29 protein-coding genes, 2 rRNA genes and 1 pseudogene are annotated in these 24206 nt (G+C 35.1%); 15 read left to right on the forward strand and 17 right to left on the reverse strand.

What is annotated here, in order from left to right:
- The first annotated feature begins 32 nt into the window (after positions 1–32).
- Positions 33–1037 carry a biotin--[acetyl-CoA-carboxylase] ligase gene (locus DSQ20_RS06420; protein WP_179365016.1) on the forward strand — a complete coding sequence of 335 codons (1005 nt, stop codon included), beginning with the start codon at positions 33–35 and terminating at the stop codon, positions 1035–1037.
- An 11-nt stretch (positions 1038–1048) separates the two neighbouring features.
- Here DSQ20_RS06420 and DSQ20_RS06425 read toward each other — a convergent pair whose 3' ends face one another.
- On the reverse strand, positions 1049–1408 hold the full coding sequence (locus DSQ20_RS06425; RefSeq protein ID WP_179365017.1) for a hypothetical protein: 360 nt from the start codon (positions 1406–1408) through the stop codon (positions 1049–1051).
- 232 nt (positions 1409–1640) lie between these two features.
- Between DSQ20_RS06425 and DSQ20_RS06430 the strand changes: the two genes are divergently transcribed.
- The 3 genes from DSQ20_RS06430 (at position 1641) to DSQ20_RS06440 (ending at position 4637) form a co-directional block, all read left to right on the forward strand.
- Positions 1641–2972 (forward strand): matrixin family metalloprotease, encoded by a 1332-nt coding sequence (locus tag DSQ20_RS06430; RefSeq protein ID WP_370464201.1) that lies wholly within the window; start codon positions 1641–1643, stop codon positions 2970–2972.
- A gap of 505 nt (positions 2973–3477) precedes the next feature.
- Positions 3478–4389, forward strand: a complete 912-nt coding sequence (locus tag DSQ20_RS06435) for a transcription initiation factor IIB family protein (RefSeq protein ID WP_007550782.1) — start codon at positions 3478–3480, stop codon at positions 4387–4389.
- A gap of 8 nt (positions 4390–4397) precedes the next feature.
- Entirely contained in the window at positions 4398–4637 is a 240-nt protein-coding gene (locus tag DSQ20_RS06440) for a hypothetical protein (protein ID WP_255458166.1), read from the forward strand.
- Between the two features lie 91 nt (positions 4638–4728).
- Here the strand turns inward: DSQ20_RS06440 and DSQ20_RS06445 are convergent, their stop codons facing one another.
- Positions 4729–5151, reverse strand: a complete 423-nt coding sequence (locus tag DSQ20_RS06445) for a phosphoribosyltransferase (RefSeq protein WP_179365019.1) — start codon at positions 5149–5151, stop codon at positions 4729–4731.
- A 47-nt stretch (positions 5152–5198) separates the two neighbouring features.
- A complete protein-coding gene (locus DSQ20_RS06450) occupies positions 5199–5591 on the reverse strand; it encodes a DUF6659 family protein (protein ID WP_179365020.1) in 393 nt (130 codons plus the stop codon).
- Positions 5592–5722: 131 nt separating this feature from the next.
- On the opposite strand from DSQ20_RS06450, the gene DSQ20_RS10765 reads away from it, so the two are divergent.
- The 3 genes from DSQ20_RS10765 to phaC are packed head-to-tail and all read left to right on the forward strand — an operon-like array spanning position 5723 to position 7291.
- Positions 5723–6070 carry a hypothetical protein gene (locus DSQ20_RS10765; RefSeq protein ID WP_255458167.1) on the forward strand — a complete coding sequence of 116 codons (348 nt, stop codon included), beginning with the start codon at positions 5723–5725 and terminating at the stop codon, positions 6068–6070.
- Between the two features lie 15 nt (positions 6071–6085).
- Positions 6086–6220, forward strand: a complete 135-nt coding sequence (locus tag DSQ20_RS10770) for a hypothetical protein (RefSeq protein ID WP_255458168.1) — start codon at positions 6086–6088, stop codon at positions 6218–6220.
- Positions 6221–6226: 6 nt separating this feature from the next.
- Positions 6227–7291 (forward strand): class III poly(R)-hydroxyalkanoic acid synthase subunit PhaC, encoded by a 1065-nt coding sequence (gene phaC, locus DSQ20_RS06460; RefSeq protein WP_179365021.1) that lies wholly within the window; start codon positions 6227–6229, stop codon positions 7289–7291.
- Between the two features lie 29 nt (positions 7292–7320).
- On the opposite strand, the gene DSQ20_RS06465 is transcribed toward phaC, so the two are convergent.
- The 3 genes and pseudogenes from DSQ20_RS06465 to DSQ20_RS06475 form a co-directional block, all read right to left on the reverse strand.
- A complete protein-coding gene (locus DSQ20_RS06465; RefSeq protein WP_179365022.1) occupies positions 7321–7746 on the reverse strand; it encodes a hypothetical protein in 426 nt (141 codons plus the stop codon).
- Complete coding sequence (locus tag DSQ20_RS06470) at positions 7743–8168, reverse strand: AbrB/MazE/SpoVT family DNA-binding domain-containing protein (protein ID WP_179365023.1); 426 nt, start codon at positions 8166–8168, stop codon at positions 7743–7745. Before DSQ20_RS06470 ends, DSQ20_RS06465 begins: the two co-directional genes overlap by 4 nt.
- Before the next feature lie 36 nt (positions 8169–8204).
- Positions 8205–8989: pseudogene (locus tag DSQ20_RS06475) on the reverse strand (alpha/beta fold hydrolase).
- Positions 8990–9120: 131 nt separating this feature from the next.
- Here DSQ20_RS06475 and DSQ20_RS06480 point away from each other — a divergent pair.
- Positions 9121–9555: a universal stress protein gene (locus tag DSQ20_RS06480; protein WP_179365024.1), complete on the forward strand. Its 435-nt coding sequence runs from the start codon at positions 9121–9123 to the stop codon at positions 9553–9555.
- Between the two features lie 2 nt (positions 9556–9557).
- Here DSQ20_RS06480 and msrA read toward each other — a convergent pair whose 3' ends face one another.
- The 3 genes from msrA to DSQ20_RS06495 form a co-directional block, all read right to left on the reverse strand.
- Positions 9558–10013: a peptide-methionine (S)-S-oxide reductase MsrA gene (gene msrA / locus DSQ20_RS06485; RefSeq protein ID WP_007550793.1), complete on the reverse strand. Its 456-nt coding sequence runs from the start codon at positions 10011–10013 to the stop codon at positions 9558–9560.
- 63 nt (positions 10014–10076) lie between these two features.
- Positions 10077–10463, reverse strand: a complete 387-nt coding sequence (locus tag DSQ20_RS06490) for a DUF6659 family protein (RefSeq protein WP_007550795.1) — start codon at positions 10461–10463, stop codon at positions 10077–10079.
- Positions 10464–10519: 56 nt separating this feature from the next.
- Entirely contained in the window at positions 10520–11329 is an 810-nt protein-coding gene (locus DSQ20_RS06495; protein ID WP_179366343.1) for a class I SAM-dependent methyltransferase, read from the reverse strand.
- Positions 11330–11467: 138 nt separating this feature from the next.
- On the opposite strand from DSQ20_RS06495, the gene DSQ20_RS06500 reads away from it, so the two are divergent.
- The gene (locus tag DSQ20_RS06500) at positions 11468–11956 is read left to right on the forward strand and encodes an RDD family protein (protein WP_179365025.1); all 489 of its coding nucleotides are present in this window, start codon (positions 11468–11470) and stop codon (positions 11954–11956) included.
- 226 nt (positions 11957–12182) lie between these two features.
- Here the strand turns inward: DSQ20_RS06500 and DSQ20_RS06505 are convergent, their stop codons facing one another.
- The 3 genes from DSQ20_RS06505 to DSQ20_RS06515 form a co-directional block, all read right to left on the reverse strand.
- Complete coding sequence (locus tag DSQ20_RS06505; RefSeq protein WP_255458172.1) at positions 12183–12644, reverse strand: hypothetical protein; 462 nt, start codon at positions 12642–12644, stop codon at positions 12183–12185.
- A 227-nt stretch (positions 12645–12871) separates the two neighbouring features.
- Positions 12872–15867: ribosomal RNA gene (locus DSQ20_RS06510) — 23S ribosomal RNA — on the reverse strand.
- Between the two features lie 149 nt (positions 15868–16016).
- Positions 16017–17487: ribosomal RNA gene (locus tag DSQ20_RS06515) — 16S ribosomal RNA — on the reverse strand.
- The 16S and 23S rRNA genes sit together here, the layout of an rRNA operon.
- 379 nt (positions 17488–17866) lie before the next feature.
- Here DSQ20_RS06515 and DSQ20_RS06520 point away from each other — a divergent pair.
- Positions 17867–19165 carry an aspartate aminotransferase family protein gene (locus DSQ20_RS06520; protein ID WP_179365026.1) on the forward strand — a complete coding sequence of 433 codons (1299 nt, stop codon included), beginning with the start codon at positions 17867–17869 and terminating at the stop codon, positions 19163–19165.
- A 45-nt stretch (positions 19166–19210) separates the two neighbouring features.
- Entirely contained in the window at positions 19211–20032 is an 822-nt protein-coding gene (locus tag DSQ20_RS06525; RefSeq protein WP_179365027.1) for a tetratricopeptide repeat protein, read from the forward strand.
- 12 nt (positions 20033–20044) lie between these two features.
- Here the strand turns inward: DSQ20_RS06525 and DSQ20_RS06530 are convergent, their stop codons facing one another.
- Positions 20045–20752 (reverse strand): hypothetical protein, encoded by a 708-nt coding sequence (locus DSQ20_RS06530; RefSeq protein ID WP_179365028.1) that lies wholly within the window; start codon positions 20750–20752, stop codon positions 20045–20047.
- Positions 20753–20847: 95 nt separating this feature from the next.
- Here DSQ20_RS06530 and DSQ20_RS06535 point away from each other — a divergent pair, with 95 nt between their 5' ends.
- The 4 genes from DSQ20_RS06535 to DSQ20_RS06550 are packed head-to-tail and all read left to right on the forward strand — an operon-like array spanning position 20848 to position 22773.
- A complete protein-coding gene (locus DSQ20_RS06535; protein WP_179365029.1) occupies positions 20848–21213 on the forward strand; it encodes an SHOCT domain-containing protein in 366 nt (121 codons plus the stop codon).
- A gap of 1 nt (position 21214) precedes the next feature.
- Positions 21215–21667, forward strand: coding sequence for a cupin domain-containing protein (locus DSQ20_RS06540; protein ID WP_179365030.1), 453 nt, complete (start codon positions 21215–21217; stop codon positions 21665–21667).
- A gap of 9 nt (positions 21668–21676) precedes the next feature.
- Complete coding sequence (locus DSQ20_RS06545) at positions 21677–22039, forward strand: cupin domain-containing protein (RefSeq protein ID WP_179365031.1); 363 nt, start codon at positions 21677–21679, stop codon at positions 22037–22039.
- A 59-nt stretch (positions 22040–22098) separates the two neighbouring features.
- Entirely contained in the window at positions 22099–22773 is a 675-nt protein-coding gene (locus tag DSQ20_RS06550; RefSeq protein ID WP_179365032.1) for a DnaJ domain-containing protein, read from the forward strand.
- A gap of 2 nt (positions 22774–22775) precedes the next feature.
- Here DSQ20_RS06550 and DSQ20_RS06555 read toward each other — a convergent pair whose 3' ends face one another.
- The 4 genes from DSQ20_RS06555 to DSQ20_RS06570 all read right to left on the reverse strand — a co-directional run bounded on the left by DSQ20_RS06555 (position 22776) and on the right by DSQ20_RS06570 (position 24151).
- Positions 22776–23177 (reverse strand): HIT family protein, encoded by a 402-nt coding sequence (locus DSQ20_RS06555; RefSeq protein ID WP_179365033.1) that lies wholly within the window; start codon positions 23175–23177, stop codon positions 22776–22778.
- Between the two features lie 32 nt (positions 23178–23209).
- Positions 23210–23464: a hypothetical protein gene (locus tag DSQ20_RS06560; RefSeq protein WP_179366345.1), complete on the reverse strand. Its 255-nt coding sequence runs from the start codon at positions 23462–23464 to the stop codon at positions 23210–23212.
- 24 nt (positions 23465–23488) lie between these two features.
- Positions 23489–23656 (reverse strand): hypothetical protein, encoded by a 168-nt coding sequence (locus tag DSQ20_RS06565; protein ID WP_007550812.1) that lies wholly within the window; start codon positions 23654–23656, stop codon positions 23489–23491.
- A gap of 132 nt (positions 23657–23788) precedes the next feature.
- Entirely contained in the window at positions 23789–24151 is a 363-nt protein-coding gene (locus DSQ20_RS06570; protein WP_255458174.1) for a hypothetical protein, read from the reverse strand.
- Positions 24152–24206: the final 55 nt, after the last annotated feature.

The following is a 24206-nucleotide window of genomic DNA, read 5'->3' on the forward strand; positions in this document are numbered from 1 at the left end:
TGTTTTATACCACGAATAAAAAATAAATCCAAATGGCATATAGTTCGTATGATAATCAAGGAATAGTCAAAGTACTATCATTTCTAAAATCTCACAATACAGAATATCTTTCAGGTCAAGATTTGAGTGATGTATTAAGAATAAGTCGAGTTGCAGTTTGGAAACATATTAAAAAAATCAGAGAGTTAGGATATAAAATAGAATCAAAACAAAAGCTAGGATATAGATTAGAATCAAGCAGTGATAAATTACTTCCATGGGAGATAACATCTGGATTAAAGACCAAAATGTTTGGAAAACATACGTATTATTTTGATTCAGTGGATTCAACTCAAAACCAGGCAATGAAAATGGCATCAAGGGCAGTTCATGGTACATTGATCATTGCAGAAAAACAAACTAGTGGAAAGGGAAGGCTGGGAAGAAAATGGATTTCACCTAAAGGGGGGATATGGTTATCTATAATTCTACATCCAAAATTTGACATGTCGGTAATCACATTATTTCCAATAGCTTCTGCACTTGCATTATCAAACGCAATTGAGAAAACATTAAACATAAAATCGGAGTTAAAATGGCCAAATGACATTACAATTAATGGTAAAAAAGTCGCTGGAATGTTAGTTGATGCATCTATAGAGTCAAACAAAATTGAAAATATGATTCTCGGAGTTGGGATAAATTATAATGTTGAGGTTAAACAAATCGAAAAAATTCTAAAAAATACTCCAAATTTTTACGGAGTTGCATCGTTAAGTGAACATCATAAAACAATAAAACCAGTTTTACTGGTTCAATCATTTTTATTGGAATTAGAAGAAATTTTTAATCTATTGAACAAAGGAGAAATTAAAAAAATAATCAAAGACTGGACAAAAAAATCATCTACCATTGGTCAAAATATAGAATTAATTACAGAAAATGGGAAAATAAAAGGCAAAGCAATCAAAATAGATAATGATGGAGCATTAGTCATATCATCTAATGAAAAAAATAAAAGAATTACATCAGGAGATATAACTCATATTATAAAATAAGACATTACAAATTATTTTTTTAATGACTTTTTTTTATTTACAGGTTTCTTCTTGTTCTTTGACATATTAGATTTCTCATCAGAGATTAGTTTTGACTGTTCTTTGAGAAGATTTTTTAGATCATTTTGGATATCAAAAACAGCATCAACCATTTCCTCTAGGGCTTTTGAATATTGGCGATAGGCAGACAGTAATTCTGACTGCTTTTTAGATATCTTTGAAAAATACTCATTTGAGCGTAAAAGATTAGCAGACGTGATTAATTCAGGCATATCAGATATTGGTCCTCCAAGTTCATCTAATTCTGATTGAATATCTTGAATTTGTTTACGAAGTTCATAAATAATTTTACCCACGCCTAATTTACTCAATCTAAGATTTTGTAATTGTTAGAAGATTAAAGATTTACTGAAAATAATAGAATGCTCAGCAAAAGTGACAAAAATCTATCAAAAAATACAAAGCAACTCAAAATAGAAATAAATTATAACCAAAGTACAAGCATCAGAGTCATTGTCGATACGCATATTATGTGGAATTTTATTATTTGCCAGTTTTATTTCAATTCCAGTATTTGCTCAAACTACATTTGATTCACAATCAATGTTCAAACAAGCTAATGAACACTTTTCAAAAGGAGAATATAATCAAGCAGTTGTAATTTATGATGAAATTTTAGAAGAGATTCCAAATAACATATCCACAATGAAGATGAAGGCCATTGCACTAAGCAATTCAGGATATCATGATAGATCACTTAAAGAATTCTTCAAAATTCTTCAGGAAAAACCAAATGATGTGACTTCACTCATCGGCATGGGTGTTGGTTTTGGAAATTTGGGTGAATATCAAGAATCAAAATATTATTTTGAAAAAGCATTAAATGAAAAACCAGACAGTATAGTAATTAATAATTATAAAGAATTTACAGATAAGGTAATTGCAAAATATCCATATACTCCAACAGAAAAGCCTGTGGATCTTAGAAACGAAGGGACAGTGCAAATTCCAGAATGGGTCAAGTTAATTGCAAAATGGTGGTCAGAAAAGCAAATTGAAGATTCAGAATTCACATCGGCATTATTATTTATGATTGAAAACAAAATAATACAAATTCCAATCATTGAAACAAAATCAGCGACAGAGAATAAAATACCAGATTGGATAAGAAATAACGCTTCGTGGTGGGCTCAAAATACAATAAATGATCAAGATTTTGTTTCAGGAATTCAATACATGATGGAAAAAGGCATTATAGTTGTAGATATTAAAAAATCACAAGAGGAAATTCAAAAAGATAAAGACTATGAATATAGTTTGTTTGAAAAATATATTCGTAGTATTTCAAAAAATGTTTCAGATGAAAAAAGATATATCGAATATCCAAATCCAAGTGGAGATGTTATAAAAAAATTCCTCAGAGATTATACAAAGTGGAATTTTGAAGAAGAAGCAAAAACAGCATCCAGTAATTTTCCAGATCCCACATACGAGATAGTGGACGGAGTGTATATTGTAAATTATAAAGTCTTCATTAATGAACAGCCATCAGGATTACCATTAGATCATGTAAGTACACTGAAAAACTCTTTTACATTTTGGGAAAAACAAGAATTAAGTTCTGAAGGGAATAAAGTCAAAATGATTTTTGAAATTACATCTCAGAAACATGAAGCAAATGTTTGGGTCACATGGGTAGTACGAGATATTGGAGAAGGAGTGTTAGGTCATGCACATCTAGGAAAAGGAGTTGTAGAGGTAACATTAGGCGATTATAATTGCGATGGAAGATTTCAACTTTATGATGTTAAAACAGTTGAAACTATTATGACTCATGAGTTAGGTCATTCGATAGGACTAACACATGTCTCTGATCCAAATAGTATCATGTATACATCGTTAAAACCAAATTATGCATATTGTCTATTAGGATGATTTTAGAATCTAAGACATATGTTCCTAAATCCTTAAGTCGATAACTTTCACAGAAAATTTGTGAGTTTTAGAGCAAGTGTTTTTTCAAAAAAAGAATTATTAATCATAGTGGGATCGTCAGTCATTGTTTCAGTAATATTGTACATCACTTATGTCATAGGTAAATAATTAGGTTCTAAACTCTTTTATAGCCTCAAATAATATTTTAGACCACATTATTAGATTAAAATTGGTGCCAATCATATTTAGTAAAATAAGTAAAAATTAGATCAAAAATAAAATAAATTATCAAAACGTTTAACAGAATCAGAACATTCGATCAAAATTCAAATAGAATAAAAATAGTTTTCAAAAATTTGTTTATGTAAAAAATAATTTCCAAAATATCATATTTTAGTTATTCTAGTTTTATAGAACTAGAATAAGAATTAGCTTAGCCTACATACAATTAACCTGTTGAAATAATGTAAAACGATAATAAGGCAAATGAAGCATTGTAATGATTATGCTTAAGAGCACAACTGTATCTGGACCAAAATGTCCTTCATGTGGGGATAGAAAAATGGTTACAGATGAAACCACCGGAGAATTATTTTGTGGTAGATGTGGTTTCGTAGTTACGGATAAAATTTCAGACACAGGTGCAGAATGGCGGTCATTTGCAAATGATGACACAAGTAGAGCCAGAACGGGAGCTGGAACATCATTAACAATGCATGATATGGGATTATCAACAGTTATCGGAGCTGCAAATAAAGATTCTACTGGAAAACCTTTAACATCATCGATGAAAAGTTCAATTGAAAGATTACGAACATGGGATAGTAGATCACAAGCTCATTCTTCCGCAGATAGAAATCTAAGACAGGCATTAAATGAGATGGGAAAATTAAAAGACAAACTTGCATTAACAGATGCAGTAGTTGAAAAAGCTGCATACATTTACCGAAAGGCCATGGAAAAAAAATTGGTAAGGGGTCGTTCAATTCAGGGTTTAGTAGCAGCTTGTCTTTATGCAGCATGTAGAAATACAGAAACCCCTAGAACATTAGACGACGTTGCAAACGGCATCAATATTAGAAGAAAAGATGTTGCTAGATGCTATAGATTAATTTTTAGAGAATTAGAATTAAAAATGCCAGTGGTTGATCCGGTTAAAGGAGTATCAAGAATTGCAAGTATTGCAGAACTAAGTGAAAAGAGTAAACGAAAAGCAGTAGAAATTTTAGAGCAAGCAAAAGAAATAGGCATGGTGGCTGGAAAAGACCCAATGGGAATAGCTGCGGCTGCGCTTTATTTGGCATGTATTAGCACTGGGGAGGTAAAATCTCAAAAAGATATTTCAATTGCATCAGGAGTAACTGAAGTAACAATTAGAAATAGATGTGCAGGTTTGAGAAAAATGCTTCAAAACTAGTGAAAAATATGCTGAACAGTGATAATACATGGTCAGATTGGCTTGACTTTAATGAAGAAACAATTTCAAAAATACCTCAATCCGCAGGAGTGTATATGATGCATGCATCAATGAAAATTTTATTCATTGGAGGTTCCGAAAATATTAAAAAAGCATACAAGAAAAAGAAAAAGAACCATGCATCTCAAAAGCCACCAGAGTACGATACATGCAAACTGGTTCTTATGAACAAGTTTCAGAGGATTTAATCAAGGATTATCAAGATAGACATGAGGGAAATATTCCTCAATGTATGAGTGTAGGGTAAACAATTCCAGATTATTTTCTAAATTTTAAAAACTACAATGCAGTATTTTTGAATCTTTCATACTCAAGTGTATCCCAAGGGAACACAATATATTCAGTACCTTTTGTTTTTTGAGCATATACTAATTGTTTGGGATATTTTTTGCCTGTTCTAGCAAATAAAGTAGCATATACAAAATCAGAAGGATTAGTCACATTTTGAATTATTTTCTTAAATGTTTTTCCAGAATCGTAAATATCATCAACAAAAAGAGAGTCCGAAGAAATTTTATTTTTATCCACAAGTATTGTATCAATTCCCAAGTGATCAGCTAATAACCTTGCTGGAATTAAACCGCCACGATTAACTGTAGAAATACTTGAAAAAGATTTTGAAGATTTTAAAATTTTTTTAGAAAGCAATTTTGTCAATCTCTCAATATCAGTCCAAGTGACATGTTGTGAAAGAGTGTCCATACATGTTTGGTGGTTTTACCTAGATTAAGTTGTTATGATAAAATGATTCAAAAAGTACCCATTACCGGTTTTTTTAGAGGCTCAATAATCTTAAGAATATTAAATGCATATTTACTGAAATTTGCTTCCTTTTCAGAAGATACTAACAAAACATCATCGTTTGCTAATGGAAAGCTCATCACAATTACTTTATCTCGATAAGACATTGAAAAATGAACTTCACCAAACTCTTTATCAAATTCATGCCTCATGCGAACTCTAAGTACAAGTTCCATGAACATCATTTCATCTTGTTTTTGAGATTCTAATGAGTGCATTCCCTTCTTCATTCCCCCTGCAACAAGATGACCTCGATTATTGATGATTCTAGCAGACCTTAGAAGTGGGTCCAATTGAATAATTTTTTGACACATTTGTTCTAGTTCTTCAACACTAGCCACTTGTCTAATTAAACAAGCGATCTATTTATTGAGAGCTATCACAATAATAATCCGTGGAATCAGAATCTCAAAAAGACGTTACAGATTATTATAAACACCTATCCTTATTCTGGACAGATATTCTTCATTTAATGTCCAGTAAGCCTCAAGCCTTGACTTCGTTAGGTCCGATGAGAGCTTTTGCTTCAAATTCAAAGAAAATATCAACTGAGTTAATACAGATTAATGAAAATTTGATGGAATTTAACAAATATGTCACAGAATATTATAAGCAATTAGCAGAAACATGGAATGAGGCACAAAAGAAAGTTAATCTAAAAGCTCCGGATGTGCCACACGATATTGAGCAAATTGAGTCATTCAAAAGAATATGGATAGACATTTTTGATAATGATTTTACAGAGTTATTTGATTCTGAAAAATTTGGAGTGAATTATGGAAAATTAGTTTCAAAAGAGCTTGAACTAACAAAAAATTAGCACAACATTTCAAATGTGATATTACAGGCTGCAAATCTTCCAAGCAAAGAAGAGATTGATGAAGTATACAAAGAGATACATTCGCTGAAAAAAAGAGTCACAAAGCTAGAGATTGAATTAAAAAGAAAAAACAAAGTAACACGGAGATAACAAATAATGAAAAGTGAATCAAAATTTGATCCTAAAATCATTGAAGAGATGATAAAATTTAGCAAACATGTTATGGATGCACCAAAATTAGTTTCAGCTCCTGATGAAATTAATTTAGAGATTACACCTCATGATGTAGTTCAAGAAATTGATAAAACAAGACTACTACATTACAAACCACTTACAGATAAACAGCACAAAACACCGTTACTGATTTCATACGCGTTAATTAACAGATATCATATTTTAGACATACAGCCAGAAAAAAGTTGGGTTAGAAATTTACTAATGCAAGGATTTGACGTATACATGTTAGATTGGGGTTCTCCAACTAGCATGGACAAATATTTAGATTTTGACGATTATGTTAACGGATATTTAGATAGCAGCATAGAATTAATCAAAGATGTATCATCGGTAGAAAAAATATCCCTACAAGGATATTGTACAGGAGCTACAATTGCAACTGCATATGCAGCATTACATCCAGAAAGTGTGAAAAACTATATTGCTACAGCACCGGTCATTGACGGATGGCGAGATACCACAGTAATTAGCAATCGTGCCAAGCATATGGACGTAGACAAAATGGTAGAAACTATAGGAAATATGCCTCCCGAATTCATGTATTATTGTTTTTCAGTTCTAAAACCATTTGAACAAGGGATTGAAAAATATGTCAATTTTTTCAAAAATATCGAGAACAAAAAATTTGTGGATAATTTTCTAAGAGTTGAAAAGTGGCTTGGCGATACACCGCCTATTCCAGGTGCTCTTTTCAGACAATGGATTAAGGATATTTATCAAGATAATCTACTAATTCAAAATAAAATGTTTGTTGGTGGTAGTCACATAAATTTGAAGAAAATTAACATGCCAATATTTACACAAGTTGCAGTAGGGGATCACCTAGTATCACCTGAATGTAGTATGCCACTTCATTATGCAGTAGGAAGTGATGATAAGACATTGAAAATATACCCAACTGGGCATGTAGGAATGATTGCTAGTTCATTATCTCAAAATAAGGTATTACCAGAGCTAGGAAATTGGCTTGCTGAAAGATCATAAAATAAAAAATAAAAAAATAAAATTTACCACTAGTTGTTCTTTGTGGTGAATGCGGATATCCAGGATTGAAGAATGTTTCTATTCAAGTCAGCGAAGGATTTTGCATTATCGTTGAATGTTTTGATGTTTTGTTGGGTTGAATCAATTGTTGCTAGTGTTATTTGATTGTGTATTGATGCCACTTTAACAATTTCTTCAGTAGTATCATTCATTACTTTTAGTGTTGCTTGTGGAATGTTTGTTGCAACGCCAAATTTCTTTGCATATTCTTTTTGTAATGTGATTGTAGAATCAACAACATTTTCATATGCTTGTAAATATTCTTGCTGAACATTTGTAATTGATTGATGATACTGTGGTACTGATTGTCTAATACCAGTAAATATTTTGTCTATGTTTTCCTGATATACAGAAAATACATCTTTAGCTCCTGGTGTCTGTTCGTTTTTACTCATTGTTTCACCTCCTTATTTTTTGATTTTTTTGCTATTGGAAGGACTATGACTTGTACCAAGTCGCCCTCACCTAATCCAAGTGCATTACGTTCTGCCTCTGGAATTGAAATTCTTCCATTACTACTTACAGTTGTTTTGTATGCTCCCCAATTCATAAAAGAGGGAAGCATTTGACCGATTTGAAACATAGTCTCCATACTTTTGTTTTGCATAGATGACATATTTTTCATCATGTCAGATTGAACCTGTCTTGTATTATCAGAAACTTCTCTAAGAGTTTCTAAAGGATTGAATGTTTGTGTATTTTGATTTGTCATCAACATGCCAAAATTTTTCATAAATTCAGCTTGTGCACGACCATTTTTTTGAATCCAATCTTTGAACATTTCAGAAGGATTGAATTGGTTATAATTACCACTCATTGGTAAATATTGGAATTAGATGGTATATAAACTGATCTAAGAAAGAAATTCCAGAACAGCAGATGAAAAAGTTTCAGGATCTTGAACATATGGAGTATGGCCGCAATTATCCATTCTAAAAAATCTACAATCTTTGATATTGGATAGAAAATTTTCAGCATATTGAATTGGGATCACAGGATCTTTTGATCCCCAGATAACAAGAGTGGGACATGAAATTGAATTTAGTTTAGGAGTTATAACCTCAGAATTTTTCAATCCTAAAACAGTAGACATGAAAGCTAGTTTTGCATTAGGTAGTTTCATTCTTTCAATAAAACCTTGAATAATTTGAGTATCGACTTCATGACCAGATGATTCCATTAACTCAAACACATTTTTTGCACTTTCATCGTTTGGATATAATGCAGCCATTATGTAAGCATCTAATGCAGGAGTAGATTGTTTCATTGAACCTGCAGGAGATACAAGAATTAATTTTTCAACGTCATTTGAATGAGTAGATGCATAGTCAGCTGCAATTTGACCACCTAATGAAGAGCCAATTATAATGGGACGTGTGATTTTCAAAGCGATAAAAAATTTCTCAAGAAACGATGAAAAAAATCAGGAGTATAATCTGCGACAGGTTTATCACTATAACCATAACCGATCAGATCAGGAACAATCACATGATATTGTTTTGCAAAAAGAGGAATAACTTTATTCCATCGTTCGGCTGATGCACCCAATCCATGGATCAATACTAAGACATGTTTAGAATCCCCAGATTCCAGATACCTAATGGTATTACCATCAACCTGTATGAAATTTTCTTTCATGGTTTTAGCTTCAATGATTTAGCTAGATAAGTTTAGTTACTATTAACGATCAATTGTTTTTGGTATTTTACTAAATTATCATCTCAGAAAACATGGATTAGGTTTTTTAAGATCCAAGTTGAAAACAGACTGTGGTAGATAAAAAAATCAGTAAAATTCTTGTCCCATTAGACGGTTCAAAAAATTCTATACGAGCACTCGAAATGGCAGTATCCATAGCAAAACAGTTTGAGGCTACAATTACAGGAGCATATTCAATAAACATTCAACCACATTCCGAGTTTCAGACAACAGCCACAGTTAGCAAGGAGTGGAAAAATGAGGCAAAAAAAATTCTAGATAATGCCAAAAAAATAGCATTACAAAATAATGTAAATTTTAAAGAAAAAATGATGGCAGGAAACATAGGATATAACCTCATAAAATTGGCACATGATAAAAAAGAAAATTTCAGTCTAATCGTAATGGGGTCTAGAGGAAGAAGTGCAGTAAAGGAATTATTCTTAGGGAGTGTTTCAAATTATGTCATCCATACATCAAAAATTCCAGTACTTGTTGTCAAATGAGTTTAGGATAAACCGTGCTTTTGAAAATATTTTTGATGATAGTCTTCAGCTTTATAAAATTCTGGAGCCGGAACAATTTCAGTTACAATAGGTTTTTGAAATTTTCCTGATTTTTCAAGTTCTTCTTTTGATTTTTGTGCAATTTGTGCTTGTTCTTCATTATGAAAAAATATTGCAGAACGATATTGATGTCCAATATCAGGTCCTTGTCGATTAAGAGTTGTTGGATCATGATTACTCCAAAAAACTTTTAGTAATTCATCATAAGTAATTTCATTTGGATCATATTCTACTTGAACTGCTTCAGCATGTCCAGTTCTATCTGTGCATACTTCTTCATAAGTAGGGTTTGGCAATTTGCCTCCGATATAACCTACTTGTGTTGACTTGATACCTTTAGTTTTTCGAAGCAAGTCTTCAACATGCCAAAAACATCCAGCACCAAATGTAGCTTTCATATTTTAATTACAACATTATCAAATTAAAACTATGTGATTAGCAATTAGAATTAAAAGATAATTTTAGCTAACATCAGTAAAAATTTCAACAACTTTTTTAGCTAAATTTTCAATATTGGCAGAAGGCTCTGCAGAAATCAAAAGAAGAACTTGGGTGATGGGAAATGGGAAGCTTACTAAAACAGCCTTATCACGTCTTGCAGCAATATAATTAATCGGTCCTAAACTATCATCATATTCTTTCCTAATGGATGCTTTAGATACAAACTCAAAAAAGGAATGGAGTCTAGTTTCATCATCCTCATATGGAACAAGACCTTCTTTAAATCCGCCTGCTATCAGTTTGCCATCTTTGTCAACAATTCCAGCAAATCTAATTTCTGGTTCCTTTTGTATCTGCAAACATTTTTCATTGTATAGTTTAAGAGCAGCATTATTTGGAATAGACAATACACATTGTTGAGATATCAAAAATAAAAACCTAGCCAATTACATTGCAAACTAGTTTAAAACTTGCATTTTAAAACAACATAATCTATTATCTTTTGATCAGATGCCTTTTTCATTTTTAAAATTGATTTGTAAAGTATTTTTTCAACATAATTTGGGTATTTTTGCAATATGGATTTTTTCAATTCCTGACGATTTTCAATGTAATAATTTGCCAATGGAGTGTATACCTTGTTTCCAATTAATTGTTCATCATGAATTTTAAAACCACCTAATTGTACAAGTTCTCGTACATGATCTAACTTATAATGTTCTGATGACCAAGTAAATTTCAGAATTCCCAATTTGAATAAGGAAGTATGCTGAAGAGTTACAGGTAATGCCAAAGTAAATACTCCATCAGATTTTAAAACTCGTTTTGACTCAGAAATAAAATCTTTTAGAGGTTTGAAGTGTTGCGATGATTCTAATGCCAATACTCGATCTACAGATCTATTAGAAAAAGGTAATTTAGTTGAAGTTGAATTGATAAATTCCATATTTTCCTGGGGACCAGAGAATTGTAATTGAGCATAGTTAATGTTTATACAAAACAGTTTTAGATTATTGTATTTTTTTCTCCAAAAAATTGCGGGGGCGGATAGACCACTTCCAACATCCACCACAGATTTGGCGTTTTCTAATTCTGCCATATTACCAAAGTAAGAACAAAGATTTTCTTGAGCAACGATTGGCTCGGAGGTGTTTTGTTCCCAATAACCAAAATTCAGCATAGAGCCTCCCGTTGCTAGCTGCATTATTGGAGAAAGGGAATTGTAAAGATTAATGACATCTTTTTCGTTTTTTCGAATTGTCCAAAAAAACATATCGACAGGGTTAATCACATTCAAAAAGGTTTTCACATATAGGTGAAATCAGATACTATTAATCTCTAATGTACTAATCGGGATAACGAGTTAACACAGTACATTATCTTTTATTAATTTGGGTAAATTAGTAATTTAATGAGTGAATCAAATTCAGATAACATTTCAGAAATTACAATTGCAAAGTGGAGTGACAGGTTTTTTGCGTGGTTGATTGATTTTTTAATTATTACAGTGATTTCTACACTCATTATGTTTGCATTTTTTGGAAAAATTGATTTTGATATGAATGAAAAATGGATCTGGATAGAAGCAATTCAATATTTTCAAACTAGTATGATCTTTTTTGGATATTGGATAACTTTAGAATATAAAACAGGTCAATCCATTGGGAAGAGGATCTTAAATCTAAAAGTAACAAATACGTATGGAAAAAAGGCGGATTTGAAAGGAGTAATAATCAGTAGTTTTGGAAAAACATTTCTCATTCCAATAGATGTGATTTTAGGATGGATATTTACAAATGAAAAGCGTCAAAGAATTTTTAATAAAATAGGTGACACAATAGTAGTAAAAATAAAAAATAATGAAGAAAGTATTGAAAATATTAAATATAAAAAAGACTAGATGTAGTCATTTTTTATTATACAATTGTTTTCTAGAATTAACCATTAGATCTATTACCAACGTTAGATCTGTGTATTTTGAATGTCTGAGAATCTAAAATGGTGGATTGGGCTTCCTAAAGAGTTAGAAAAAGACATAGAATTTGAAGAATAAAACACCATCAAAGTTCAAAAACAGAAATAGTGTTTATAATTAAAAGTATATTGTAATTAAATAGATTAAATAATTATTGGGCCCAACCCCAAGCAATCAATTTTTCAACACTTGATGCTTGAATGCATGCTGGCTGACCGCTAATCTTGAAAACAAGTTCCAAGCCTTCTTTGCATACTACGTTTTCAGGGGCAGTACCTTCTTTGATTTGTTTTAATGGTGAAAGAACAGCTGGAATTTCATCTTCCATCATTTCTTCATCTTCCATCATTTCTTCATCTTCCATCATTTCTTCATCTTCCATCATTTCTTCATCTTCCATCATTTCTTCATCTTCCATCATTTCTTCGTCGTCACCCATTGCAAATTCCATTTCGTCATCTACAGTCATATTTTCTTCGGTGGATGTAGAATTAGTAGATGTACCATTATTTGCAGTTCCATTTACATGGTCATCTGCAAATGAAGAAGGAAATACAATCATGCCGGTAATAAGCACAGATAATAACACAAACAAACTAAAGTAATGATTCACGAAGTTAGGTAAAGAGAGTATAATTTAAGATTTATGATAATTGAACATCAAACATTTTCAGGTTTTTAAAGTTGAGTAAAGCATTCGCTAAGGGATGAAAATAAAATCAAACTGCATAGCATTCGCTAAGGAGTGATTTAAAATAAAATCATCGTACAAGTCGTGTATTATTTTCACTTTGTGAATTCTAAAATGAATTCATCGTGCATAGTCTCTATGTAAGTGGCTGAACCGATGTGTTGGTCTGTTAGTAAAGGCTGGCTCACCACTCGCCGAAGCTTGTGATCTACACCACCTTCCTATCAACGCAGTCTTCTGCTGCCGACCTTCATCTTACGAAAGGATGTCTTGTCTCGGGATGGGATTCGTGCTTAGATGCTTTCAGCACTTAGCCCAAATGGCTTAGCTGCCCGGCCTGCCTTATCAGACAACCGGTAAACCAGTGGCCACGCTACTCTGTTCCTCTCGTACTCGGAGTAACTTCCCCTCAGACATCCACGCTTCCATCAGGCAGAGACCGACCTGTCTCACGACGGTCTAAACCCAGCTCATGTTCCCTTTTAATTGGCGAGCAGCCACACCCTTGGCCCCTGCTGCAGGACCAGGATAGGAAAAGCCGACATCGAGGTACCAAACCGCGGGGTCGATAGGAGCTCTCGCCCGCGACGAGCCTGTTATCCCTGGGGTAATTTTTCTGTCACCTCCGGGCCCCAATAGTGGGCACACGAAGGATCGCTAAGCCAGACTTTCGTCTATGAATTCCGTGCGTTTGGAAATCCATTCAGTCTAGTTTTTGGCTTTGCCCTCTTCAACGGATTTCTGCCCCGTTTGAACTAAACTTTGGGCCCCTTTGATATCTTTTCAAAGGGGTGCCGCCCCAGCCGAACTGCCCACCTGCACGTGTCTCCAGTCTTCTCTGGATAAGTGGTACTGCAAAAAGAGTCTGGTGTTACATCGTTGCTTCTTAACATCCCGGAGAATGTTAAGCATGGCTCCCAGATACCCTGTGCAATTTTTACTATACCACAAGCACAAGCTGCAGTAAAACTCCACGGGGTCTTCTCTCCCCGATGGAAGATGAAGGACTGTTCGTCCTCCTTATGTGGCTTCACCGAGTTGTAGGCGGGGACAGTGGGGCTCTCGTTGTTCCATTCATGCGCGTCGGAACTTACCCGACAAGGCATTTGGCTACCTTAAGAGAGTCAGAGTTACTCCCGGCGTTAACCGGCCCTTAGCTCGGTTGAACCCAAGTTTTAGGTACCGGCACCGGCCAGGATTCAGCGACTATACAAATCCTTTCGGACTAGCAGTCGCCTGTGTTTTTATTAAACAGTCGGAACCCCCTTGTCATTGTAACCTGCGATCCCCATTCCTCATGAAGATTGCAGGCATCCCTTATACCTAAGCTACAGGACTAATTTGCCGAATTCCCTCGCCATACGGTATACTCGTAGCACCTTAGCTTTCTAAGCTAGCGCACCTGTGTCGGTTCTCGGTACGAGCTTGCACATTGCTAACTACATGGTCTTTCATGGTCTCTTGGAATCAAGAAAACTCCGCTAACGCGAAGCCACTCCTGCCTCGGAACAGTTCTCGTCATTACGACACTCCCTATTCCTCGAACAGTTAGATACAACGATAGTTGTACAACCCTTATCCGAAAGCTAACCTTATAGCTCAAACGCTCTGTGCAAGGTACTGGAATATTAACCAGTTTCCCATTCGATTTACTCTGTTGAGGTAAACCTTAGGATCGACTACCTCCAGGCTGATAACGCATTGCCTGGAAACCCTTGCGCTTGCGGTGGTATAGATTCTCACTATACTATGCTGTTACTGCCACCAGGATCTGCAATAGAAATCGGTCCACAGGACGTCACCGCCCTGCTTCGACCCAATCACTACGCCAACCTACCATGAATCATCTACTGATAATTATCTAAAGTATCGGTATTTTGCTTTAGCCCCGTACATTTTTGAGGCATCCCCCCTCGGCAGGTAAGTTGTTACACACTTTTTAAAGGATTGCTGCTTCTGAGCATACCTCCCTGCTGTCTTGGCGGGAACACGCTCTTTGGCTTGACACTTAGCAAAAATTTAGGGACCTTAACTTCAGTTTGGGTTAAACCCCTTTCGGTCGTGAGCCTTACGCCACACGAACCCGTGTCCTTGCTTCTACGATGTGTATCCGTTCGGAGTTTGAATGGAGGGTGAGGAATTTCTTCCCCGCGCCCCCCTATCAGTGCTCTACCGGAAACACTATCTCCACAAAGCACGCCCTGCGAGACGCTTCGGTTGGAACTAGCGAGCGCCAGACTAGATTGGTTTTTGACCCCTATTCCCAAGTCACAACAACGATTTGCACGTCAGAACGTCTTAAGACCTCCAGCGGGCTTTCGCCCGCCTTCGTCTAGCTCAGGAATAGATCGTCTGGCTTCTAGCCTAGCTGCCATGACTCAACGCACTTTCACACGCTTCTCCTCACTTCTTGCGAAGTTGCGAGAACTCGGTTTCCCTTCGCCTACACCATTGAAGGTTTAAGCTTGCCATGACAGTTAGCTCCCTGGCCCGTGATTCGAGACGGAACGCGTGACACTGATGATTAAAACATCAAACCTTCAGCTCTATTGCTAGAACCTCCAGTCTGAAAAAATCACCTTTCATGCCACGCACGTCTGTAACCAATAGGTTTCATGCACTTTTCATCCCCCTTCCGGGGTACTTTTCAGCTTTCCCTCACGGTACTAGTACACTATCGGTCTTGAGAGATATTTAGCCTCGGATGCTACTTTCACCCATATTCATTGCCCACTACCAAGGACAATTACTCGGGTATGAATAGGACCTTTTCCACTTCGCTTAAGGGGGTATCACCCTCTGTGCCAGAACTTTTCAGATCATTTCAGCTGTGTTCCAGGATTCCATATTATCATACCAAAACACCACATCTCCCGAAGGATTCAGTTTGGGCTCTTTCCTTTTCGATCGCCTCTACTTGGGAAATCTCAATTGATTTCTTTTCCTCGTGGTACTAAGATGCTTCAATTCCCACGGTTCGACTTCCATCACCATTGTAACGGAATACACTATGTGTAAGATTCTCATTCGGACATCTCGGGATCATAGGATGCGTGCGCCTACCCCGAGCTTATCGCAGCTTGCCACGTCCTTCTTCTCTCCTCAAGCCTAGCAATCCACCTATTGGCGTCTTTACACCGGCAAATTCAGCCACATATTACACGACTATGCACGACGATCATTGCAAGTCCTCCGGTAAGAGGAACCTGCTACATCCTTCATACATCACTTTCGTGATGCATTGCATCGATGATTTTGCGAAGATTATGTGCACCCGGCACATTCACTTGTCTAAGGAGGTGATCCGACCGCAGGTTCCCCTACGGTCACCTTGTTACGACTTTTCCCTTGTCACTTACCTCAAGTTCGATAACGCCAATCAGACGTCACCTCGCTAAAAGCAAACTTCAATGAAACGACGGGCGGTGTGTGCAAGGAGCAGGGACGTATTCACCGCGCGATAATGACACGCAGTTACTAGGGATTCCATATTCGTGAGGGCGAGTTGCAGCCCTCAGTCATAACTGTGGTAGCGTTTAGGGATTACCTCCTCCTTTCGGATTCGGAACCAATTGTCACTACCATTGCAGCCCGCGTGTGGCCCCAGAGTTTCGGGGCATACTGACCTGCCGTGGCCCCTTCCTTCCTCCGCATTAACTGCGGCGGTCCCGCTAATTCGCCCCACTACTCCTGAGAGTAATGGTGGCAACTAGAGGCAGGGATCTCGCTCGTTACCTGACTTAACAGGACATCTCACGGCACGAGCTGGCGACGGCCATGCACCACCTCTCAGCTTGTCTGGTAAAGTCTTCAGCTTGACCTTCATTCTGCTGTCTCTCCGGGTAAGATTTCTGGCGTTGACTCCAATTGAACCGCAGGCTTCACCCCTTGTGGTGCTCCCCCGCCAATTCCTTTAAGTTTCATACTTGCGTACGTACTTCCCAGGCGGCAAACTTAACGGCTTCCCTGCAGCACTGCATTGGCCACAAGCCAATGCATCACTGAGTTTGCATAGTTTACAGCTGGGACTACCCGGGTATCTAATCCGGTTTGCTCCCCCAGCTTTCATCCCTCACCGTCGAACGTGTTCTGGTAGACCGCCTTCGCCACAGGTGGTCATCAATAGATCAAAGGATTTTACCCCTTCCTACCGAGTACCGTCTACCTCTCCCACTTCCTAGTTATGCAGTATTCCCGGCAGCCCATACGTTAAGCGTATGGATTTAACCGAAAACTTACAAAACGAGCTACGGATGCTTTAGGCCCAATAATCATCCTGACCACTTGAGGTGCTGGTTTTACCGCGGCGGCTGACACCAGAACTTGCCCACCCCTTATTCACTAGTGTTTCTAGGACTAGCAAAAGGTTTCTTTAGCAGAAACCACTCGGATTAACCTTGTCGTGCTTTCGCACATTGCAAAGTTTTCTCGCCTGCTGCGCCCCATAGGGCCTGGGTCCGTGTCTCAGTACCCATCTCCGGGCTACTCCTCTCAGAGCCCGTACCTGTAATAGTCTTGGTGGGCCATTACCTCACCAACAAACTGATAGGCCGCAGTCCCATCCTACGGCGATAAATCATTTGAAACATAAACCGTTCCAGGTATAATGTTCTGTCGGGCATTATTCTCAGTTTCCCGAGGTTATTCCCGTCCATAGGGTAGATTGACTACGCGTTACTGAGCCGTCTGCCTTGTATTGCTACAATGACTCGCATGGCTTAGTATCAATCCGATAGCAGTCAGGTCCGGCAGGATCAACCGGATTCTTTCTTTTACTTGATTATTGAAGTACACAATGTACTATAATTGGAATTGACGGATGCACATAATCTTCACATTTCAGATTTGATCAGTTGATCAGATCCTCATTTTGTATGCGTAAATGGAGGCCCATGAATCACAAAATGGTATAATACCATGCTTTCATCACAAGCGCCGCCTATTGCTTTACGTATGCAGAAACAGAAGAATTACAAATCCATATAAACCATGCCTAAAATAATTTCTGATCTCAGATTATTTTTGTAAAAAAGATAATTAATCAAATTTCACATCACCTCAAAGATAAAACATTCGCAAAAAAGGGCCAATTTAGTACAAATATTGATAGTTAAAATTGATGAAATGGCATCAAAGATTAACTTTTGACAGATTACATTTCAGAATACAAGAAAAAAACAAAAGGATCAGCAAAACTCTTTGACAAGTCTTTAAAATTTCATGTAAATGGGGTAAGTCACAACATTAGATTTTTTGAACCTTATCCATTTGTTGTTAAATCATCGTCTGGAAAAAATCTATCGGATGTTGACAATAACAAGTATACAGATTATTGGATGGGACACTGGAGTTTGATTTTAGGCCATGGTCCAAAACCAGTAAAAGATGCAGTGAAAAAACAGATTGAAAAAAGTTGGATGTACGGTACTGTAAATGAGCAAACCGTCAAGTTATCAGAGTTAATTTCAAAAGCAGTTCCAGTGGCTGAAAAAATTCGTTACGTCACTTCTGGTACTGAAGCTACAATGTATGCAGTAAGACTGGCGCGGTCTGTAACTGGGAAAAACATTATTGCAAAGATAGATGGGGGATGGCATGGATATACATCTGATTTACTAAAAAGTGTAAACTGGCCATTTACAGAATCAGAAAGCACAGGTGTAGTAAACGAAGAAAAAATAATATCAATACCATTTAATGATTTTGAAAAATCACTTGAAATTCTAAAAAAAGTTTCAAAGGATTTGGCAGGAATAATCATAGAACCAGTATTAGGAGGAGGTGGATGTATTCCAGCAAATGCAGATTATCTTAAAGGAATTCAGGAATTTTGTAAAAAAAATAATTCGTTATTTATTTTAGATGAGATCGTTACAGGATTCAGATTTAGATTTGGATGTTTGTATCCTACAATGAATCTTGATCCAGATATTGTCACATTAGGAAAAATTGTTGGAGGAGGAATGCCGATTGGGGTTATGTGTGGTAAAAAAGAGATAATGGAATACTCCAACACTAAAGGGAAGAAAAAAACAGAAAGAAGCTATATCGGAGGAGGCACATTTTCTGCAAATCCAATGTCAATGACTTCAGGATTTGCCACATTAACAGAATTAAAATCTGGAAAAACAATTTATTCAAAAATAAATTCACTTGGAGACTTTGTAAGAAAAGAGCTAACAAAGGTATTTGATGGGAAAGTAATTGTTACAGGTAAAGGCTCGTTATTTATGACTCATTTTGTAAAAGATGGAATTACAGAGATCATCAATTCTTCTCAGGCTGCAAAGTGCGATACATCATTACTAAACAAATATCACTTTAAGATGATTGCTCATGACGGAATATTCTTTTTACCAGGAAAACTTGGTGCCATATCCAATGCGCACACCAAAGAAGACATAAAGAAAATGATCAATGCAACTGAGAACTTTCAGGAATAAAAAAGCAATCTAAACTTTCATTACTACGATAGTTCAGAATTAATCATGGGCTTGTTTGGTTCAAAAGAAGATACAGAAGACATGATGTACAATGCAATGTCATTACTTGAAAAAAATCAGCCAAAAGGAGCAATTTCAATATTTACTAAAATATTAAAACAAGATCCAAAAAACATATCTGCATTATACAATAAAGGACTTGCATTAAATCAAATCAAAAAATACAGTGATGCAGTAACTTGCTTTGATTTACTATTAGAAATTAACCCCAAAGATGCGGCAGCAATTAACAATAAAGGAATAGCAATGGCCGAATTAGGAAACATACAGGGAGCATCAGAGTGTTACGATAAAGCAATGGAAGTAGACCCAAAATATGGGCCATCATATTTTAACAAAGGAGTTTTGCTTGACAAATTACAAGAACATGAGGAGGCCTTGAATTGTTTTGAAAAGGCAATTCAAGTATCACCAAGTAAGCCAAATGCTCAGTTTTACAAAGGAATCATTTTGGGCAAATTAAAAAGGCATGAAGAAGCTTTGAATTGTTTTGAAAATGTATACAGAAAAAACCCAACCCATATGGATGCATTTTTTCATAAAGGAATAGAATTAGCAGAAATAGGAAAACATGAGAAAGCAATTGAGATATTTGATCAAATCCTATCAAAGCACAAAGATAATGTAAATATCATATATGCAAAATCAAGAAGCAAAGCATCTCTAGGAATGTTTCCGGAATCATTAGAACTATTAAAGCAAGCAATCTCAAAAAATCCCAAAACAATTAGGGCATGGGCTAAAGAAGAAAAAGCATTTACCCAATTGCACACAAATGACAAGTTTAGAGCACTTGTAAAATTATAAGAATAAAATTATTTACAAAATTTTGTTTCTAACCGCATCGATTCGTAATATTTCAATTTTTTGATTTGGACCTACTAATCGAGCTTCAAATATTGGAATATAAATTTCAGAGATAGTATTTAGAACAAATTCATCATTTAGATTGCGTATATCTTGCTCTAATGGTTTTTTTAGAATGATTTTTAGTTGTTCAACAGCAGCATCATATGTTATTTCAGGTTTTTTTACAGTAGAGGAATTAGATTCCAATATTTGCTGAGGATAATTCTCGACAGTTTTAGAATTAATCGTAAATTGAAATTTTATCTCTCTGCCATGATGATCAAAAGTAACTTCACCTTCTTCTTCGACAAACACATGTTCTTCCAATGGAAGTTCAATCTTGTTTTTTCCACGATTTCCAACAAATGCCTTTCTAAGAATAGATTTGGATTCAATTGGAAAAATACCACCTCCAAGAACAACTTCCTTGACATTAGAATCTACAGAAATAACATGAGTTGATTTTCTAAAATAATCAGCAACGTATTTCCCAGAAATTTTCAATATGCTTTCGTAACAAAGAGTAAGAGACTGAACATGAACTTCTTCGGGGCTAGGTTTTTTTAACAATTTTTTAAATAGTGAAGTTTTTTTATCTTCAATTATTACTGATGCTTCTTTTTCATCCAAAATTTTTTTTAGAACTATTGTTTTAATGTCATATTTGTTTTCAGTCAAAATTCCATAAAATTTAGAGCATTGTCGCTATTAAATCAATTGTAAAATTCAATACTTAGGAAAAATATATTACATTTGAAAAGACCATACATTGTATGGTCACAGAAAAGAAAGTTGGACGCATTGAAAGATTTCTAAAAAAAGCTGACAGAGCAATAGATGAAGGAATCAAAAGAGCCGATGAGGCTTTAGATGATGCAGTGGAATTTGGAGGAATGGCTGCAAATCAAGCAAAAAAGACAAGTAAAGAACTCAGAAATAGAGCAATTAAAGAAAAAGCAGAAATCACAACAAAAGGAATTAAAAAAATTAATGAAAGCATTGCTGCAGTTAAACAGGCTACGATTAAAACTAGTGAAGAGTTAGCAACGTTAGAAAAATTAGGCGAGTTAAGAAAAGCAGGAATACTAACTGAAAAAGAATTTCAAGAAAAGAAAAAGAAAATTTTATCGAGAATATAATATGAAAAAATCAAACATTAACTCAAAGGGAGATAAAAGGAAAATCAATCCAAATTGGTTTACAAATAAAGTGCACATGAAAGATATTTCTTCAAAAATCAAATCTAAAGAGCAAGACATCTACCATGTCTACTTTGAAAATGGAGCAAAAACAAAGATTCACTCTCATAATGGAAATCAAATACTAATAGTCACCAAAGGAACAGGCAGCCTTGAGATGTTTAGAAAATACGGGACAAAGAAAACAGAATTTAAAATCAAAAAGATTGAAAAAATTAGCCTCAATGAAGGCGATGTTGTATACATTCCATCAAACACGCTTCACACGCACGGAGCAACTAGTAAAAAGATGTTTTCGCACATTGCAATCAATATTCTACCAGCTAAAAATTCAGAATATAAAACGGCATGGTATGAATCAGACTTTAAGACAAAAGTCACAAAAAAAATATGAACATCAAAAATGTCAGTTAGAAAAAGTTCTGAAATTGAAGAAATTCTAGGTAGTGAAGGATCAAAGATAAAACAATACTTTCATCCACACAATACACTAAATGGTATTGGGTATAGTTTAGCTCATTTCACATTAGAACCTGGGAAAAAAACCATCCTACACAAGATAAAATCCTCAGAAATTTACTTTATTTTAGATGGAGAAGCTACACTGATGATCGATGATGAAAGACATAAAGTAAAAAAAGATGATTCTGTTTATGTACCGCCATCATCAAAACAATACATAGAAAATACAGGAACCGTAAACCTACGATTTTTATGCATAGTAGAACCAGCATGGAAACCAGAAGATGAAACCATTTTAGAATAAACATAAAACCGGGAAATCGTATGAAATTGTTTTTAAGATAAAAGAGATTCTTAGAATTATTGAATAGATTTCAAGCCCTCAGAACACTGAATATAAAATCAGATTCATCAATGGAGGACGTGAAATTAGCATATAGAAAATTAGCTCTAGAATACCATCCAGATAAAAATATTAGCGAAAAAGAGGGGATTGAATTTAAAAAAATTACAGAGGCGTATAATTATTTGAAAAAAAACACTACAGAAGATAACAATAATTCTAAAGAAAAATTCACAGATTCAAATAACAAAACTAATTTTGAAAGAAAACCTCAATGGGGAGCACCCCCTGGTGGAAAAATACCAGAGGAAGACTGGAGTAGATACACTAGGGAGTTTGAAGAAGGAGATCCCACTTTTTGGAGAGAGTATGAAAAAAAATTCTGGGAAGAATACAATGCCCGTGTACGCTCAGATGGAAAACAAGGAGAGTACGAAAAAGCTAAAGAGCCTGAAAAACAACCAAATCTTTTTGTGAATGTTGATAAAAGTTTGTGCATAGGATGTTGTAGTTGCGAAATGATTGCTCCTGATGTGTTTTCAATTAATAGAAATTCAAGATCAAATCCAAAATCATCAGTTATTAATCCAAAAGGTGCAGGAATTAACAAAATAATGAATGCAGCAGAAACATGTCCAACTAAAGCAATAATTGTAGAAAATGCAGATACAAAAGAAAGATTATTTCCTTATTAGAGTTATTTTAATTTATCATAAATTTCTTCAATTTCAGAATCAGAAAATTTTACAGTTTTAAACATACAATGAATTGGTCCTGCAGAATCACCTTGAGTACGAGGAACTAGATGCACGTGAACATGTGGAACCTCTTGTCCGGCATCTTTGCCATTATGAACTGCTACAAGTGTTGAACCAGTTAATTTGTCAACTTTTGAGAGCACTTTGTGTACAAGTGAAAATAAATCAACATTTTCCTCATGAGTCATGTCTTGAATTTTCATATGATGATTTTTTGGGATTATTAGAGTATGTCCTTTTGCAAGTGGGAAAGCGTCCAAAAAAGCAATAGAATAACTAGTTTCTTGAATAATTTTTGCAGGAATCTGCCTAGAAATTATTTTACAAAATATACAATCCATATATCATTAACAAATAAACAAAATATTAACTTCTATGTTTGAACAACGGTAGCCCAAGCAAGTCCTCTTCCAAACTTTATCGTTGTTTTATCTCCTGCCTGTAATTCACAATTTTGAATTTTTTTAGGAATCATATCTTTTGTTTCGACATAACATGTACCTTGATCGTTATTCAAAATAACTACATCTTCAAAAACATCTTCTCGTATTAAATTCCAAAATGGAAAGACTATTGTGGATAAAACTAAAGCTGCTGCAACAAAGGCCCCACCGAAAATAAACCCCATTTTTTGGCTATTTGTAAATTCCAACTACCAAGTACCGCCTGTACCAGAATTTGGATCAAGCTTCTTTTCAGGAATGTTACCATGTGCCTTTTTTGTGTGTCTCTTTAGTCGTTCTGGATCATGTAACTCTAAACCACACACATTGCATTTGGTCTCATTTTCATTATCTTTATTTCGTTTGAATAAACCCATAATTATTCAATATTTGAAATACATTAAAAATGATACGGTTTTTTATAAATTTTAATTCATATTGTAATTATAATTAAAAAATTTTAGTCTAACAACGAGTTTGAAATATTATAAAATATTAGTAATTAAATTTTAGTTCAGATTTTTGTAATAGAGTTTGATAATTGTATCAACTACTTTATCAGTATCTACTTCTTTTTCTGCACTTACTAAAAGCAAATGATCATCACCCAAATAGAGTGAAAAACGTTTAACCTCATCATATTCAGCCAAAGTGTATTTTGTTTTACCAAGCCATTTTGATACTTCTTTTCTTGATTGCCAGTCTAAAATAGCCAAGGTGACCAATTCATTTTCTTTATGTTCAGAAAGAATACTTGTCAAACCCTTACGTAGACCGCCACCAGCACGAACAGCCCATTGGTCATAAACAGTTGCAAATCTAATTTTTGGATTTGAATCTAAAATTTGTGAGCAAAAATTTTCGTAATTCAATAAAATTATCATGTAATTCCAAGTATTAGAGGTTTAGTTTTAAAAAATATAGGCA

Source organism: Nitrosarchaeum sp. AC2, from assembly GCF_013407385.1.
Lineage (GTDB): Archaea > Thermoproteota > Nitrososphaeria > Nitrososphaerales > Nitrosopumilaceae > Nitrosarchaeum > Nitrosarchaeum koreense.